Source organism: Allobosea eneae (assembly GCF_042657265.1).
In the GTDB taxonomy this organism is placed as follows: domain Bacteria; phylum Pseudomonadota; class Alphaproteobacteria; order Rhizobiales; family Beijerinckiaceae; genus Allobosea; species Allobosea eneae.
Genome location: NZ_JBHSLW010000009.1, coordinates 90,956 through 106,975, shown reverse-complemented (window position 1 = coordinate 106,975; position 16,020 = coordinate 90,956). Strand labels below are relative to the sequence as shown.

General features: G+C 67.2%; 12 protein-coding genes. 6 read left to right on the top strand and 6 right to left on the bottom strand.

Translation table 11 applies throughout. The features are described from left to right. Nucleotides 1-28 precede the first annotated feature (28 nt). Genes ACFPOB_RS06845 through ACFPOB_RS06830 form a run of 4 tightly spaced genes read right to left on the bottom strand, consistent with a single transcriptional unit; the run spans nt 29 to nt 3,345 of the window. Nucleotides 29-1,204, bottom strand: a complete 1,176-nt coding sequence (locus ACFPOB_RS06845; RefSeq protein ID WP_377796962.1) for an acyl-CoA dehydrogenase family protein — start codon at nt 1,202-1,204, stop codon at nt 29-31. Nucleotide 1,205: 1 nt separating this feature from the next. Beyond that, on the bottom strand, nt 1,206-2,039 hold the full coding sequence (locus tag ACFPOB_RS06840) for an enoyl-CoA hydratase family protein (protein ID WP_377796960.1): 834 nt from the start codon (nt 2,037-2,039) through the stop codon (nt 1,206-1,208). Continuing rightward, nucleotides 2,036-2,581 (bottom strand): MarR family winged helix-turn-helix transcriptional regulator, encoded by a 546-nt coding sequence (locus ACFPOB_RS06835; RefSeq protein ID WP_377796958.1) that lies wholly within the window; start codon nt 2,579-2,581, stop codon nt 2,036-2,038. The genes ACFPOB_RS06840 and ACFPOB_RS06835 overlap by 4 nt, the downstream gene beginning before the upstream one ends. Nucleotides 2,582-2,583: 2 nt before the next feature. Continuing rightward, nucleotides 2,584-3,345 carry an SDR family NAD(P)-dependent oxidoreductase gene (locus ACFPOB_RS06830; RefSeq protein ID WP_377796956.1) on the bottom strand — a complete coding sequence of 254 codons (762 nt, stop codon included), beginning with the start codon at nt 3,343-3,345 and terminating at the stop codon, nt 2,584-2,586. A 229-nt stretch (nt 3,346-3,574) separates the two neighbouring features. Here ACFPOB_RS06830 and ACFPOB_RS06825 point away from each other — a divergent pair, with 229 nt between their 5' ends. The 4 genes from ACFPOB_RS06825 to ACFPOB_RS06810 all read left to right on the top strand — a co-directional run bounded on the left by ACFPOB_RS06825 (nt 3,575) and on the right by ACFPOB_RS06810 (nt 8,831). Next, entirely contained in the window at nt 3,575-5,923 is a 2,349-nt protein-coding gene (locus ACFPOB_RS06825; protein WP_377796954.1) for a bifunctional salicylyl-CoA 5-hydroxylase/oxidoreductase, read from the top strand. Nucleotides 5,924-6,170: 247 nt separating this feature from the next. Next, on the top strand, nt 6,171-7,121 hold the full coding sequence (locus ACFPOB_RS06820) for a ring-cleaving dioxygenase (RefSeq protein WP_377796952.1): 951 nt from the start codon (nt 6,171-6,173) through the stop codon (nt 7,119-7,121). A gap of 245 nt (nt 7,122-7,366) precedes the next feature. Then, on the top strand, nt 7,367-8,500 hold the full coding sequence (locus tag ACFPOB_RS06815; protein ID WP_377796951.1) for a DUF2778 domain-containing protein: 1,134 nt from the start codon (nt 7,367-7,369) through the stop codon (nt 8,498-8,500). 121 nt (nt 8,501-8,621) lie between these two features. Then, complete coding sequence (locus ACFPOB_RS06810; protein ID WP_377796949.1) at nt 8,622-8,831, top strand: hypothetical protein; 210 nt, start codon at nt 8,622-8,624, stop codon at nt 8,829-8,831. A gap of 220 nt (nt 8,832-9,051) precedes the next feature. On the opposite strand, the gene ACFPOB_RS06805 is transcribed toward ACFPOB_RS06810, so the two are convergent. After that, nucleotides 9,052-11,139, bottom strand: coding sequence for a methyl-accepting chemotaxis protein (locus ACFPOB_RS06805; RefSeq protein WP_377796947.1), 2,088 nt, complete (start codon nt 11,137-11,139; stop codon nt 9,052-9,054). A 184-nt stretch (nt 11,140-11,323) separates the two neighbouring features. Continuing rightward, nucleotides 11,324-13,966, bottom strand: a complete 2,643-nt coding sequence (gene topA, locus ACFPOB_RS06800) for a type I DNA topoisomerase (protein WP_377796945.1) — start codon at nt 13,964-13,966, stop codon at nt 11,324-11,326. A gap of 218 nt (nt 13,967-14,184) precedes the next feature. Here topA and panB point away from each other — a divergent pair, with 218 nt between their 5' ends. Beyond that, nucleotides 14,185-15,006: a 3-methyl-2-oxobutanoate hydroxymethyltransferase gene (panB, locus tag ACFPOB_RS06795; protein WP_377796943.1), complete on the top strand. Its 822-nt coding sequence runs from the start codon at nt 14,185-14,187 to the stop codon at nt 15,004-15,006. 64 nt (nt 15,007-15,070) lie between these two features. Continuing rightward, entirely contained in the window at nt 15,071-16,015 is a 945-nt protein-coding gene (locus tag ACFPOB_RS06790) for an aspartate carbamoyltransferase catalytic subunit (RefSeq protein ID WP_377796941.1), read from the top strand. Nucleotides 16,016-16,020 lie beyond the last annotated feature (5 nt).

Genomic DNA, 16,020 nt, shown 5'->3' with positions numbered 1-16,020 from the left:
TTCCCACTTTTGCGGACCATGCTCGCGCCTATTTCAGCAGGTCGCGCGCGATCACGACCTTCTGCACCTCGCTGGCGCCCTCGTAGATCCTGAGCGCCCTGATCTCGCGATAGAGTTCCTCGACCTTGACCCCGCGGGTGACGCCGAGCCCGCCATGGATCTGCACGGCGCGGTCGATCACCTTCTGGGCGTTCTCGGTCGCGACCAGCTTGGCCAGCGCCGCCTCGCGGGTGACGCGAGCCGCGCCCCGGTCCTTGGTCCAGGCGGCGCGGTAGACGAGCAAAGCGGCGGCATCGACCTCGGTCGCGCTATCGGCAATCGCCGCCTGCGAGAGCTGGAGATCGCCGAGCGTGCCGCCGAAGAGCTTGCGCCCCTTCGCATGCGACACCGTCTCGTGCAGTGCGCGGCGGGCGAAGCCGAGCGCGGCGGCGCCGACCGTCGAGCGGAAGATGTCGAGCGTCGCCATCGCGACCTTGAAGCCGTCGCCCGGCCCGCCGATGCGGTTCGCGGCGGGGATGCGGCAGCCATCGAAGCGGAGCGTTGCCAGCGGATGCGGCGCGATCACGTCGATGCGCTCGACGATCGAGAGACCGGGCGTATCCGCCTCGACCAGATAGGCGGAGAGGCCGCGCGCGCCCGGCGCCTCGCCGGAGCGGGCGAAGACGACGTAGTGGTCGGCGATGCCGCCATTCGAAATCCAGGTCTTCTCGCCGTCGATCCGGACATGGGTATTGCCGTCCGGCGTCGCGGTTGTCGCCAGCGCCGCGACGTCGGAGCCGGCCTCCTTCTCGGAGAGGGCGAAGGCCGCGATCCTCTCGCCGCGCGCCACCGCAGGCAGGATGCGCGCCTTCATCTCTGCCGAGCCGGCGACGCTGATCGAGCCGGTGCCGAGCCCCTGCATGGCGAAAGCGAAATCGGCGAGCCCGTCGCGGGCGGCCAATATCTCGCGGGCGAGGCAGAGCGTGCGCACGTCGAGCGCGGCATGCAGTCCGCCATATTCGGCCGGTACGGCGGCCCTCAGGAAACCAGCCTCGCCCAGCGCTTTCACCCGGGCCCGGCAGGCTTCGTCGACATCGTAATGGGGCAGGCCGGGCAGGGTGGCGTCGGCCCATGTGGAGAGCTGCCCGGCGAAGTCGCGGTGATGCGCCTCGAAGAACGGCCAGTCGAGCGTGTCGCCGAGGATTCCTGTGCCGAGCGCAGCCATCTCAGTTGCCCTCGAACACCGGTTTCCGCTTCTCGGCGAAGGCGTGATAGGCGCGGGAAAAGTCCTCGGTCTGCATGCATAGCGCCTGCGCCACCGCCTCCGCCTCGATTGCGGATTCGACCGACATCGCCCATTCCATTTCGAGCATGCGCTTGGTCATGGCGTTGGCGAAGGTCGGCCCGTCGGCGAGCTCGGCGGCAAGCGCCTGCGCCTCGGCGAGCACGCTCTCGCGGGCAATGAGCCGGTTGAGGAAGCCCCAACGCTCGGCTTCCTCGCCCTTGAGCACGCGGCCGGTATAGAGCAATTCGGCGGCGCGACCCTGGCCGATGATGCGCGGCAGCATCGCGCAGGCGCCCATGTCGCAGCCGGCGAGGCCGACGCGGTTGAACAGGAAGGCGATCTTGGTCTCGGCCGTGCCGAGGCGCAGGTCGGAGGCCATGGCGATGATCGCGCCGGCGCCGGCGCAGATGCCGTCGATCGCGGCGACGATGGGCTGTGGGCAGGCGCGCATCGTCTTCACCAGCTCGCCCGTCATCCGGGTGAACTTGAGCAGGTCCTTGGTGTCCATCGCGACCAGCGGCCCAATGATCTCGAAGACGTCGCCGCCCGAGGAGAAATTACCGCCGGCGCCGGTCACCACGATCGCCTTGACCGCTTCCTCCTTTTGCGCGGCGAGGAAGAAATCGGTCAGCTCGCGATAGCTCTCGAAGGTCAGCGGGTTCTTCTTCTCCGGCCGGTTCAGCGTCACGGTCGCGACCTTGCCGGCGACCGAGAGCTGGAAATGCTGCGGCGTGAAGCCGGAAAGCGGCAGCGTGACGGGGTTGGCGCTGGTCATTCGGTCTCTCCCGCCGCGGTCGGCGTGCCGTTCTGGCGGTTGCTGATGGCCTGGTGGAGCGAGGTCTTGACCCCGCCGAGCAGGCGGAAGAGCTGGCCGATCTCGGCCGGGCCGAGACCGGCGAAGAGCTCGGCGATCCAGTCCTCATGGCGCTCGGCCATCGCCTTGAAGGCGCGCCGCCCTTGCGCGGTCAGCGTCAGCACCTGGACGCGCCGGTCCTGCGCCGCAGGGCGCTTGTCGACCAGCCCGTCCGCGAGCAGGCCGGCGACGACGGCCGTGACGTTGCCATTCGATACCATCAGGCGTTGCGAGACCTCGCCGACGGTCATGCCGGTGGTCGATTTCTCCAGCTGCGCCATCAGGTCGAAGCGCGGCAGCGTCGTCTTGAACTCCTCGCGCAGGCGGGTGCGGATCTCGCTCTCGATCAGGGTCGAGCAGGTCAGCATCCGCAGCCAGAGCCGGAGCTCGTCCTTGTGATCGCCGGGGCGCTCGCTCGCCTTGGTCTCGCGGTCGAGCATCGGGGCGGTGGATGGAATCTCCATCGTCAGAACTCCCCGCCATTGATCAGGATGGACTGGCCGGTGATGCCGCGACTCTCAGGCTTGCAGAGATTGAGGACGGCGGCTGCGACCTCCTCCGGCGTGATCAGCCGGTGCTGCGGATTGTCTTTGGTCAGCTCAGCTAGCGCCTCCTCGCGGCTCTTGCCGGTCTTGGCGGCGATCGTCGTCAGGCTGCCGGCGACCATGTCGGTGTCGGTGTAGCCGGGGCAGATCGCGTTGACGGTGACGCCGGAGCGCGCCGTCTCCAGCGCCAGCGAGCGCACGAGGCCGACCACGGCATGCTTGGCGGCGACATAGGCCGAGACGTAAGCATAGCCGCGGTGCCCGGCGGTCGAGGCGATCGCGATCAGCCGGCCCGAGCGGCGCTCGCTCATGCCAGGCAAAGCGGGCCGGAAGCAGTTCACCGTGCCGATCAGGTTGATCTCGACCATGCGCCGGAACAGCGCCGCCTCGCTGCGCTGGAAGCTGGCGCTCTCGGCCGCGCCGGCATTGGCGACGACGATGTCGAAGGGTTGTCCCGCCGCGAGCCCGGCCATCGCCTCGCGCACTGCCGCCTCGTCGGTCACGTCGACGGCATGGGCGGCATCGGCGGCACCGGCGAGCACGGCCTGTTGCAGAATGTCGTCATTGCGGCCGATGATCGAGACGCGAGCGCCGGCCTGGCGCAGCGCGGAAGCGATGGCGCTGCCGATGCCGCGTCCGCCGCCGCTCACCAGGGCATGCTGTCCCGCCAGAGCCGATGCCATGCCGTTCACTCCCTCTTGGCAGTCAATATATTTTAGGTCTGAAACATTTTGCAAGAGGGATGGAGAGAAGCTGGGATGAGGAGGAATATCGTTGATATGGCAATCGATTATACGTGTTTTAAGCAGATTCGACCTGCCTGCGTCGCGGTCGGGAATATGGCCGTTCAGTCAGGGCTTGAGCCGAAATTATTTTAGGTTTAAAATGATTTCGTGAGCTAGGGAGAGCGTCATGCGCATTGCGGTGGTGGGCGGCGGGCCGGCAGGTCTCTATTACGCGCTGCTGATGAAGCGGGATTGGCCTGAGCTCGACGTCACCGTCTTCGAGCGCAACCGTCCCGACGACACCTTCGGCTTTGGCGTCGTCTTCTCCGACCAGACGCTCGACCTGTTCAAGGCGGCCGACCTGCCGAGCTATGAAGCGATCGTCGCCAGCTTCGCCTATTGGGACGACATCGAGATCCACTTCAAAGGCACGGTGCAGCGCGTCTCCGGCAACGGCTTCTGCGGCTGCTCGCGCCGCACGCTCCTGATGCTGCTCCAGGAGCGGGCGCGCCAGGTCGGCGTCAAGCTTACCTTCTCGCAGGAGATCGAGGATGTCGCCGCGCTCAAGCGCGATTACGACCTCGTCGTCGCCGCAGACGGCATCAACAGCCGTATTCGCGAGGGCCACCGCGAGCGCTTTAGGCCCGAGGTTGATCTCAGGCCCAACCGCTTCGTCTGGATGGGCTCGACCCGGCCCTTCGACGCCTTCACCTTCTTCTTCAAGCAGACGCAGCACGGCGTCTTCATCGCCCACTGCTACCAGTATGAGCCGGGCCAATCGACCTGGGTGCTGGAGACGGACCCTGCGACCTTCGCCCGCGCCGGGCTGGAAGGCATGGACGAGGCCGGCACGGCCGCCTTCCTGGAGGAGGTCTTCGCTGGGGAGTTGCAGGGCCACCGGCTGATCGCCAACCGCTCGCTCTGGCGGCAGTTCCCGATGATCCGCTGCAGCAACTGGGTCGCCGACAATGTCGTGCTGCTCGGCGACGCCAAGGCGACGGCGCATTTCTCGATCGGTTCGGGCACCAAGCTCGCCATGGAGGATTCGATCGCGCTGCACCGCGCCTTCCATCGCGCCGGACTCGACGTCAAGGCGGCGCTCGCCGGCTTCGAGACCGGGCGGCGCGAAGAGGTCGAGAAGACCCAGCACGCCGCCGACGTCTCGCTGGTCTGGTTCGAGCAGCTTAAGCGCTTCTGGGATTTCGAGCCGCTGCGCTTCGCCTTCGGCCTGATGACCCGGTCCAAGGCGATCACCTACGACAACCTCGCGCTGCGTGCGCCCGAGTTCGTCGCGGCGATCGACAGGCTGGTCGCCGACGATCTCGGTGCCGAGCAAGCGACGCGCCGCGACGGCACGCCGGTGCCACCGGCCTTCCAACCCTTCTTCCTGCGCGAGATGAAGGTGGCGAACCGCTTCGTCGTCTCGCCTATGTGCCAGTATTCCGCACAGGATGGCCTTCCGGGCGACTGGCACCTGATGCATTACGGCGCCCGCGCCATCGGTGGGGCAGGGCTGGTCTTCACTGAGATGACCTGCGTCTCTGCCGATGCCCGCATCACACCCGGCTGCACCGGCCTCTACAATGATGAGCAGGAAGCCGCCTGGACCCGCATCGTCGAGTTCGTCCATAGCAACTCGGCTGCAAAGATATGCCTGCAGCTCGGCCATGCCGGGCGAAAAGGGGCGAGCAAGCTGATGTGGGACGGCATGGACCGGCCGCTCGCCGAGGGCGCCTGGCCGATCATTTCAGCATCGCCGCTGCCGTATTATCCCGAAAGCCAGGTGCCACGCGAAATGACCCGAGCCGACATGGATCGGGTCAAGGCCGATTTCGTCGCGTCGGCCGAGCGCGGCCTGCGCGCCGGCTTCGACATGCTCGAACTGCACTGCGCCCATGGCTATCTGCTGGCGAGCTTCCTTTCGCCGCTGACCAATCAGCGCAGGGACGAGTACGGCGGCTCGCTTGAAAATCGCCTGCGCTTCCCGCTCGAACTCTTCGACGCGCTTCGCCAGACCTGGCCGGCCGACAAGCCGATGTCGGTACGGATTTCGGCGACCGACTGGCAGGAGGGCGGCATCAGCGCGGAAGATTCCGTCGCGATCTCCGAGGCCTTCGCGCAGGCCGGTTGCGACCTCGTCGACGTCTCGACCGGACAGACGACGCCGCGCGCCCGGCCGCTCTACGGCCGCATGTTCCAGACCCCGTTCGCCGACCGCATCCGCAACGAGGCCGGCGTCGCCACCATGTGCGTCGGCGCCATCACCTCGGCCGACCAGGCCAACACCATCGTCGCCGCCGGCCGCGCCGATCTTGTCGCGCTGGGACGGCCGCATCTGGCCGATCCGTCGTTCGTGCTCAGGGCAGCCGCCTGGTATGGCGCCGATATCGCCCAGCCGGTGCAGTACCAGCCCGGCAAGGACCAGCTCATGCGCAACACGCCGCGCGAGCGCGAAGAGCTCCAGGATCTGAAGCTCAAAGCCAGGCCGAGCCGGCACGGCGCGCCAGCGGTTCCGGTTGCGCGGGCGGCGGAATAGAATGCCGCTGTCATTCCGGACGAGCTGCGAGCCAGCGCAACTCTGGAATCCATCGAAGGGCACCAGAGTTCCAGATGGATTTCGGCATTCCGCTTCATGCCAGCCGGAATGAGGGTGCAGCTTGTAGCATTGCATTCGCGCAATTCATGATTGGATGTGAGCGGTCTTTATGGCGTGAATGCAACGACTATCTTGGTGTCGACGCAGGCGCCTTGCCAGATGAGGCGCGCAACCAAGGGCCCGCACCATGCAACTCACCGGCATCCACCACGTCACCGCCATCACCGCCCAGGCCGCGCAGAACCGGCGCTTCTATGTCGAGACGCTCGGCCTGCGGCTGGTCAAGAAGACGGTGAACCAGGACGACACCTCCGCCTATCACCTGTTCTATGCCGACGGCGCCGGCTCGCCCGGCAGCGACCTGACCTTCTTCGACTGGCCGACCGCTCCCGCCAAGCGCGGCACGCATTCGATCACCCGCACCTCGCTCCGGGTCGCCAGCGAAGCCTCGCTCGACTTCTGGCGCGAGCGGCTGACCGCTGCCGGTGTCAAGCTGTCCGATATCCGCCTGCTCAATGGCCGCGCCGCACTTGATTTCGAGGATCCGGAAGGCCAGCGCCTGACGCTCGTCGTCGATGGTGGCGGAATTCCCTTCGTCGCCTGGGACAAGAGCCCGGTTCCGGCCGAGCACCAGATCCGCGGCCTCGGGCCGGTGACGATCTCCGTGCCGCAGATCGAGCGGACTGAGCTCGTCTTGACCAAGCTGCTGGGGCTGGAGCGCATCGCCGACTACCGCGATGCGGCCCACGCCAGCGGCGACATCCATGTCTTCCGGATCGGCGAGGGCGGCCCGGCGGCCGAGCTCAACGTCGCGGTCGAGCCTGGCCTGGCTCCGGCCCGTGAAGGCGCCGGCGGCGTCCACCATCTGGCGCTGCGCACGCCGAGCTTCGGCGAGTATGACGCCTGGGCCGAGCGGCTGCGGGCCTCGGGCTATCCGAACAGCGGGCCGGTCGATCGCTTCTATTTCCGCTCGCTCTATCTGCGCGAGCCGAACGGGGTGCTGATCGAGATCGCCAGCGACGGGCCGGGCTTCGCCACCGACGAGCCCTTCGAGACGATGGGCGAGGGGCTGTCGCTGCCGCCTTTTCTGGAGTCGAAGCGGGCGGCGATCGAGGCGGGGCTGAAGCCTCTGGCTTGAGGACATCGGAGCCAACGAAACGCGCTGCGGCCGCTCTGGCCGCAGCGCGATCGGCTTTCGCTAAATTTGTTTTGATTCATCGGGAATTAACCAAGCTCGCGCTGAATGGGCCTCGTGTGGTTGGGGGCCTCCCGAGACTGACGAACAGGCCGCTACGGTCTGCCCGGCGCAAGCGAGCGCAGCGGCGAGACGGGTAGGCGCTGAACTTCAGCGGGATGCCTGCAAGGTGTCCCGAGGCGTTGCGTATGCGTAGCTCGAACCAGTTCGCCGGTTATTCCTATAGCCTGAAGCGTCGGCGCGGCAGCCCGTTCGTCCGCCTCGGAGTGCTCGTCGCGATTGCCGGTGGCGCAATGGCCGGCGTGTCGGTCTGGTCGAACAGACAGGCCGAGCATGCGGCGACCGCAGCTCCGCCGGTCCAACGGCACGCACTGGCGCGCCCAGCCCCCGCCCATGGCGCGACGCCGCTGCTGCGCCCCGGCTATGTCGCCGGTTATGTCGCGCAGTCGCTCGCCGACAGCGCGCCGCTGCCAGGTCGGTTTCAGTCAGTGACGGCTGCTCCCCGGCCAGTGGCGTTCGATCCTGAAACAACCGGCTCGATCGCGCCGTCCGATCCGGTCGGCGGCCCAAGTCTGGCGACGACCACGGTTGCCATCCAACCCGCCACAGTCGAGCCGCCGCGCATCGCGCTGCTCGCGCCGCGCCCGGTTCCGCGTCCGGCTGATCTCAAGCTGCCGACGCCGCCCGAGCCACGTCTTGCGACGCGCGCGACCACGCGCCAAGGCAAGGACATCGTCGCCAAGGCCGAACCCGTCGACAATCGCAACTTCTTCGAGAAGCTCTTCGGCGTGAACGCCAATGCGCCGCAGAACTCCGGCGAACGGCTTGCCTATGCGGCGCCGCAGGACGACATCACCCAGCGCAGCGGTCGGGGTAGTGGCCTGACCGTCGGCCCGGCGCCCATGCCTGTGCCGATGTCGTCGGCGACGCCGGTCGCCAGCGGCAAGACCGCGGTCTACGACATCAGCGCCCGCACCGTTTACCTGCCCAATGGCGAGCGGCTGGAGGCCAATTCTGGCCTCGGCGACAAGATGAACGACCTGCGCTACGTCCATGTCCGCATGCACGGCCCGACCCCGCCTCACGTCTACAATCTGACCGAGCGTGAGGCATTGTTCCACGGCGTGCGTGCGATCCGCATGCATCCGGTCGGCGGCAGCGGCAAGATCTTCGGCCGCGCCGGCCTGCTGGTGCACAATTACCTGCTCGGCCCGCGCGGCGATTCGAATGGCTGCGTCTCGGTCAAGGACTATGACCGCTTCCTGCACGCCTTCCTGCGCGGTGAGATCAAGCAGCTCGTCGTCGTGGCTGGCCGGAGCTGAGTCCCGCGAAAGGCTAAGCCTTGCCTCCTGGGCGCGCGGCTGGTCTGATCGCCTGATGATGAGATCGGCCAATCTTCCGACATGCCAGCTGGCGTTTTTTGCGCTAGCGTTCCCTCTGGCGGTGGCCGATCCCGCGGCCGCCGAAGTGCGTTTCGGCAACAATGTCCGCATCGGCGGGCACGATGCCTCGAACCAGCGCTTCGACCGCCGGAACCGCGGCGTCTACCACATCTATGAAGGCCGGCCGCGCAATCCCGGCTGCGCCTGGCACTCGGACGGCAGGGGCGGGCGGGTGAAGGTCTGCCACCTTCAACGCATCAGGCCGCGCTGACCGGAGCGGCCAGCGATCAAGTCGCCAGCTCATCTCCAAAATCTGTTCCTGGCGCACTGGAACCACACGAGTCATCCCGGCCGGAGCGAAGCGCGGAGCCGGAATCCATGCCTGAACCTTGGTCGGAAGCGCTCCGGAATGGATCCCGGGTCAAGCCCGGGATGACCGCGTCAAGATTCAGCAGGGTATCACAGACAAGCATTTTGCGGGGCGTGCCGCTTCAGAACTCTTCCCAGCCTGCGTCGCCGCCGCGAGCGTTGACGACCTTGCGGGCGGGAGCCGGCATGGGGGCGGGTATAGCACGTTCGCGACGCGGTGCTGGCCTCTGCTGGGCAAAGGCGGCTTCAGCCAGTTGCTGCAGGCGTCCGGGTTCAGAGGCGCCAGCCAACTCAAATGCAGCCGGCTGATGCGACAGGGCCGCAGCGCTCTCGCTGGTCCGGAAGCCGGCGACGAGGGCGTTGAGCTCGCCGATCTTGCTCGACAGGGCGCCGGCGGAGGCGGCGCTCTGCTCGGCGAGCGCGGCGTTCGCCTGGGTCATCTCGTCCATATGGGCGACGGTCTGGCTCATCTCCTCGATGCCGTTGGCCTGCTCGCTCGAGGCCGCGGCAACCTCCGACACCGTCGCCTGGACGCTCTGCGAGGCCGAGACGATGCGGGTCAGCGCATCGCCCGCCTGACGGACCAGCTTCACGCCCGCCTCGACCTCGATGTTCGAAGAGGAGATCAGCCCCGAAATATCCTTGGCCGCCTCGCCTGACCGCTGGGCGAGCGTGCGCACTTCGGACGCGACGACCGCAAAGCCCTTGCCGGCATCGCCGGCCCTTGCAGCCTCCACAGCCGCGTTGAGCGCCAGCAGATTGGTCTGGAAGGCGATGTCGTCGATCACGCGGGTGATGTCGGAGATTTTCTTGGAAGCCGCCTCGATCCGCTCCATCGCCGAGACGGCGTCGGTGACGATGTTGCCGCCGGTTTGCGCGACCTGCATGGCTTCGCCGGCCTGGCGCACGGCCTGCTGCGCGGCCTGGGCGGCGGCCTTGACCGAGGCGGCAAGCTGCTCGGTGGTCGCGGCGCTCTCCTCCAGCGAGGAAGCCTGCTCCTCGGTGCGCTTGGAGAGGTCGTCGGCGCCCATGTTGATCTCGCGTGCCGACAGGCCGACATCGGCCGACATGGTCTGGATCGTGCCGACGGTCGCCGACAGGCGTGTCAGCGTCTCGTTGATCGCATCCTTCAATTCGGCGAAGCGGCCGCGATAGGCCGTCGGGACCTGACGGGTCAGGTCGCCGGCGGCGAGCGCCTGCAGCACCGCGACGAACTCCGTGGTGGCGTTGTCGACCACCGCATTGATCTCGTTGATCCCGGCGACCAGCTTCTGCATCTGCTCGTCGCCATGGTCGATCTGGAGCCGGGCCGAGAAGTCGCCGGCGGCGGCCGCGGCGACGACCTCGCCGACATCCGACACCACCGAAGCCATCGCATCGGCCGAGCGGATGCGCGCGGCGGAGGCGGCGCGCTCCTGCTCCTGCAGCAGCGCAACCTGCTCGGTGCTCTGGCGCAGCACCGAGACCGCCCGCGCCATCTCGCCGATCTCGTCGCGACGCTTGGTGTGCGGCACCTCGATCTGGGTCTCGCCCGCGGTCAGGCGGGTCATCGTCCCGCCGAGATCGACCAGGGGGCGAATGATCGAGCGCCGCGAGAACACCAGCGCGCCGGCGATGGCGGCGCCGAGCACCAGAATCAGCGCGACCGGCAGCCAGGTCCGCACCTGTCCGGAGAAGGCGCTCGCTGCCGCGTCGACCTCGTTGGCGAGCGTTTCATAGCTGCTGCTGAGCCCGATGAGCTCCTCCTGCAGCGTCGCACGGTTCTTCCGGCTGGCGTCGCTGTTGCCCCAGGCTTCCGCAGCGCGGGCCGAGATCTCCCGGACCAGGCGCGTCGTCTCCAGTCGGATGGCGACGAACTCGGTGATCAGGCCGCTGATCTTCTCCATGCGCTCGCGCTCGGCCGGCGGGATGAGCTTGGCAAGATCCTTGCGGCGCTCCTCGACTTTGGCGAGGCCGCCTTCGACCGTCGTCGCGGCGATCCCAGCGAGATGCGGGTTGCGGGCGGTATAGACGAGGTAGGAATCGGCGACGACGAGATTGACCGCGACATTGAGCCGTTCGGCGGCGAGGGCGATGTGGTTCTGCTGCGACGAGCGCTCGTTCATCGTGTCGATGCGGGTCATCGCCAGCAAAGCGCAGCCGAGTGCAACCAAGGCGCCGGCCGCGACAATCGCGATCAGCCCCAGAATCTGGGTCCTGATGGATTTCATGATGTCCCCTCGCAGGCCGCTAGTTCGACTGCGGCGGCGCAAGGTAACCAGAGCCCCTTGAATCCGGAGTTAACCGTGATCGACTTCGGACATTTTTCAATCGATTGAAGCGTCGTTCTGGAAAAGCAGCTTTGCAGCACAGCCGCATAATCGAGCGCGGGGCTGCGCTTTTCGATGAGCGGCCTTACTCTCCGGCGGTGCCGGCCTTCTTGGCTTTGGCGCTCTTCGGCTTCGCCGGCGCCTTCTTGGTCGCAGCGGGCTTCTTGGCCGGGGCCTTCGCCTTGCCCTTGGCGCCGGCTCCGGCCGCCGCCTTGGCGTTGACCAGCTCGATCGCCTGCTCGGCGGTGATGCTCTCTTGCGCCATCGACTTCGGCAGGGTGGCGTAGACCTTGCCCCAGGCGACATAGGGGCCGTAGCGGCCAGCCTTGACCTCCATCTTGCCGCCCTGCGGATGCTCGCCGAGATCGCGCCCGGGCGTCGCCGCGGCATTGCCAAAACGGCGCCCGCCCGCGCCGCTCTCCTTGGCAACGATCAAGTCGATGGCACGGTTGGCGCCGATCTCGAGGATGTCGTCGTCCTTGTCGATATTGGCGTAGGTCTTGCCGTGCTGGACGTAAGGCCCATAGCGGCCGATGCCGGCGAGGATCGGCTCGCCGCTGGTCGGATGCTTCGCCACCTCGCGCGGCAGCGACAGCAGGGCGAGCGCCTTCTCCAGCGTCAACGAACCGACGCTTTCGCCCTTAGGCAGGCTCGAGCGCTTCGGCTTCTCGCCGTCGCCGAGCTGGATATAGGGGCCGAAACGGCCTTCGCGCGCGGTCACTTCGAGATCGGTGACCGGGTCCTTGCCGAGGCTGCGCACGCCGTTGACGGCCTGACCGCCTTCGGCCGAAGCCTCGCCCTCGGCGGCGGACGCCGTCAGCGGGCGGGTGAAGCGACATTCGGGATAGTTCGAGCAGCCGACGAAGGCGCCGAACTTGCCGAGCTTGAGCGAGAGCGTGCCGGTGCCGCAGACCTGGCAGCTGCGCGGATCGCTGCCATCGGGGCGCGGCGGGAAGACGTGCTGGCCCAGGATGCCGTTGAGCGCTTCCAGAACGTCACCGACACGCAGCTCCTTGGTCTCGCCGATCGCCTTGGTGAATTCGTCCCAGAACTCGCGCAGCAACGCCTTCCAGTCGACATCGCCGCTAGAGACCAGGTCGAGCTTCTCCTCCAGACTGGCGGTGAAGTCGAACTCGACATAGCGCTTGAAGAAGGACTCCAGGAACGCCGTGACCAGCATGCCCTTGTCCTCGGGCACCAGCCGCTTCTTCTCGACGCGGACATATTCGCGGTCGCGCAGCGTCGCCAGCGTCGCGGCATAGGTCGAAGGCCGGCCGATACCGAGCTCTTCCATGCGCTTGACCAGGCTCGCTTCCGAGAAGCGCGGCGGCGGCTCGGTGAAGTGCTGGTCGGCGGCGATGGCGCGCTTTTCCAGCGGATCGCCAGACTTCATCGCCGGCAGCTTCTTGGAGTCCTCGTCCTCCTCGTCGTCGCGGCTCTCCTGGTAGAGCGTCAGGAAGCCGTCGAAGAGCACGACCTGGCCGGTGGCACGCAGTTCGAGCGCCCGGGCGCCCACCTGCGCGGCGATGTCGACCGTGGTGCGCTCGATCGAGGCCGATTCCATCTGGCTGGCGATGGTGCGCTTCCAGATCAGCTCGTAGAGCTTGGCCTGCTCCGGCTCGAGATGGCGCGCGACCATCGCCGGCAGGCGGCCGAGATCGGTCGGGCGGATCGCCTCGTGCGCTTCCTGCGCGTTCTTGGCCTTGACCGTGTATTTGCGCGGCGCGCCCGGCACGTAATTGTCGCCGAATTCCTTGCCGATGACGCGGCGCGCCGCCGCGATTGCCGAGCCGTCCATGTCGACGCCATCGGTACGCATATAGGTGATCAGGCCGACGGTCTCGCCGCCAATGTCGACGCCTTCATAGAGGCGCTGCGCCACCTGCATGGTGCGGGCCGGCGCCATGCCGAGCTTGCGCGAGGCTTCCTGCTGCAGGGTCGAAGTCTGGAAGGGCGGCTGCGGATGGCGCTTGACCGGCTTGGCCTCGACCTCGGCGACCGAGAAGCGGGCGGTCTCCAGCGCGGCCTTGAAGGCCTGCGCTTCCTCGCCGGTGCCGATGTCGAGCCGGGTGATCTTCTTGCCGTCGGCGCCGCTGAGGCGGGCGTCGAAGGTCGCGCCGCTCTGGGTCGCGAGCGTTGCCACCAGCGACCAGTACTCGCGCGCCCGGAAGGCCTCGATCTCGCGCTCGCGGTCGCAGACCAGACGCAGCGCCACCGACTGCACGCGTCCCGCGGAGCGAGCGCCCGGCAGCTTGCGCCAGAGCACCGGCGAGAGGGTGAAGCCGACGAGATAGTCCAGCGCCCGGCGGGCGAGATAGGCGTCGACCAGCGCCTGGTCGATCGGGCGCGGATTGGCCAGCGCCTTCTGCACGGCGTCCTTGGTCACGGCGTTGAAGGTGACGCGCTCGACCGGAATGCCCTTGATGGCGCGCTTCTGGTTCAGCGCCTCCAGCACGTGCCAGGAGATCGCTTCGCCCTCGCGATCCGGGTCGGTGGCGAGGATGACCTTCTCTGCGTTCTTTGCCGCCCGCGCGATCTCGGCGACCTGCTTGGCGCCGCGCCCCTCGGTCTCCCACAGCATGGCAAAGTCGTTCTCGGGATCGACCGAGCCGTCCTTCGCGGGAAGATCGCGAATGTGCCCGAACGAGGCGATGACCTCGTAGTCGGAGCCTAGATACTTATTGATCGTCTTGGCCTTGGCCGGCGACTCGACGACGAGGAGCTTCATGACGCTTCAAATCTCATAAACAAGAGGTGAGACCGGCGCACATATCTTGCCAGCCTCGCCGAACTTGGCGCGGGGCGCGTTGATACCGGTTCGGGATTGCGCGCGAAAGTGGTTCACGCGGCCGGTCCTGTCAAACCCGATTCTGCTTTTCGGGGTAGGGCCATCAGGCTAGGTCAGCAACCAGCGCTGTTTTTGAACTATGTCATGGAGAGCTCAGCATGTCGTCACAGAACCGGCCAAGCCGGCTGACCTCTCTCGATATTCGCGGCCGCAAGGGCGGCGAGCCGCTCGTCGCGCTGACCGCCTACACCGCGCCGATGGCCAGGATCGTCGATGAGGTCGCGGATGTCGCCCTGGTCGGCGACTCGCTCGGCATGGTCGTCTACGGCCTCGACAGCACCGTCCCGGTGACGCTGGAGATGATGAGCCTGCACGGCCAGGCCGTGACGCGCGCGACGACGCGTTCCCTCGTCGTGATCGACATGCCATTCGGCAGTTATGAAGAGGGCCGCGAGCAGGCCTTCCGCAATGCAGCCCGGCTGCTGAAGGAGACTGGCGCCGGCGCAGTGAAGGTCGAGGGCGGCCTGCGCATGGCCGAGACGGTGCGTTTCCTGGTCGAACGCGGCGTGCCGGTCATGGGCCATGTCGGCCTGACGCCGCAGGCGGTCAATACGCTTGGCGGCTACAAGGCGCAAGGCCGCAGCAAGGCGGAATGGCCGGCGCTCATCGCCGATGCCGAGGCGATCGCCGATGCCGGCGCATTCTCCCTGGTGGTCGAGGCGGTCGCCGAGCCGCTGGCGGCGGAGATCACCAAGAAGATTGCGATCCCGACCATCGGCATCGGCGCGTCCGCGGCCTGCGACGGGCAGGTCCTCGTCCTCGACGACATGCTCGGCCTCACCGGCCGCGTGCCGAAATTCGTCAAGGCTTACGGCGACTTGGCAGGGCACGCTCGCGAGGCAGTGCGGACCTATGCCGCCGAGGTGCGCAGTCGCCAGTTCCCGGGCGAGGCGCATGTCTATTCGCTGAAAGCGGAGTGACCCACAAAGAACCTGCGCGCCGCCTTGCGCCGGCCACGACTCGCCCCTAAACAGCGGTCTTCAAATGACATCGACCGCACCGCTCTATCCGCACCGGCATCTCCTCGGGATCGAGGGGCTGTCTCATTTGGATATCGAGGCCCTGCTCGAGCGCGCCGAGACCTATGTCGCTCTCTCGCGCCAGGTCGAGAAGAAGACCGCGACGCTGCGCGGCCGCACCCAGATCAACCTGTTCTTCGAGCCGTCGACACGGACGCAGGCCTCGTTCGAGCTCGCGGGCAAGCGTCTGGGCGCCGATGTGATGAACATGTCGGTCGGCTCCTCCTCGGTGAAGAAGGGCGAGACGCTAATCGACACCGCCGCGACGCTGAACGCGATGCGGCCGGACATCCTGGTCGTGCGCCACCATGCCGCCGGCGCGGTCAATCTGCTCGCCCGCAAGGTCGATTGCTCCGTCGTCAATGCCGGCGACGGCGCCCACGAGCATCCGACGCAGGCCCTGCTCGACGCCCTGACCATCCGCCGTAACAAGGGCCGGATAGCGGGGCTGACCGTCGCGATCTGCGGCGACATCGTGCATTCGCGCGTCGCCCGCTCCAACATCATCCTCCTCAGCGCGCTCGGCGCCAAGGTGCGCCTGATCGCGCCTTCGACCCTGCTGCCGACCGGTGTCGAGCGCATGGGGGTCGAGGTCTTCCGCGACATGAAGAAGGGGCTGGAGGGCGTCGACATCGTCATGATGCTGCGCCTGCAGCTCGAGCGCATGAACGGCGCCTTCGTGCCGTCCTCGAAGGAGTATTTCCGCTATTTCGGGCTCGACCGCGACAAGCTCTCGCTGGCCGCGCCGGATGCGCTCGTCATGCATCCCGGCCCGATGAACCGCGGCGTCGAGATCTCGTCCGAGGTGGCGGACGGCGCGCAATCGCTGATCCGCGAGCAGGTCGAGATGGGCGTTGCCGTGCGCATGGCGGTGCTCGATGCGCTTGCGCAGCAGCTCCCGAATGGCTGAGCCGG

Excerpts from the sequence above, each read along its gene's own strand:
- ACFPOB_RS06805 (WP_377796947.1), bottom strand. The coding sequence starts at position 11,139 with ATGAAATCCATCAGGACCCAGATTCTGGGGCTGATCGCGATTGTCGCG.
- ACFPOB_RS06845 (WP_377796962.1), bottom strand. The coding sequence starts at position 1,204 with ATGGCTGCGCTCGGCACAGGAATCCTCGGCGACACGCTCGACTGGCCG.
- ACFPOB_RS06820 (WP_377796952.1), top strand. The coding sequence starts at position 6,171 with ATGCAACTCACCGGCATCCACCACGTCACCGCCATCACCGCCCAGGCC.
- ACFPOB_RS06830 (WP_377796956.1), bottom strand. The coding sequence starts at position 3,345 with ATGGCATCGGCTCTGGCGGGACAGCATGCCCTGGTGAGCGGCGGCGGA.
- ACFPOB_RS06790 (WP_377796941.1), top strand. The coding sequence starts at position 15,071 with ATGACATCGACCGCACCGCTCTATCCGCACCGGCATCTCCTCGGGATC.
- ACFPOB_RS06840 (WP_377796960.1), bottom strand. The coding sequence starts at position 2,039 with ATGACCAGCGCCAACCCCGTCACGCTGCCGCTTTCCGGCTTCACGCCG.
- panB (WP_377796943.1), top strand. The coding sequence starts at position 14,185 with ATGTCGTCACAGAACCGGCCAAGCCGGCTGACCTCTCTCGATATTCGC.
- topA (WP_377796945.1), bottom strand. The coding sequence starts at position 13,966 with ATGAAGCTCCTCGTCGTCGAGTCGCCGGCCAAGGCCAAGACGATCAAT.
- ACFPOB_RS06825 (WP_377796954.1), top strand. The coding sequence starts at position 3,575 with ATGCGCATTGCGGTGGTGGGCGGCGGGCCGGCAGGTCTCTATTACGCG.
- ACFPOB_RS06835 (WP_377796958.1), bottom strand. The coding sequence starts at position 2,581 with ATGGAGATTCCATCCACCGCCCCGATGCTCGACCGCGAGACCAAGGCG.
- ACFPOB_RS06815 (WP_377796951.1), top strand. The coding sequence starts at position 7,367 with ATGCGTAGCTCGAACCAGTTCGCCGGTTATTCCTATAGCCTGAAGCGT.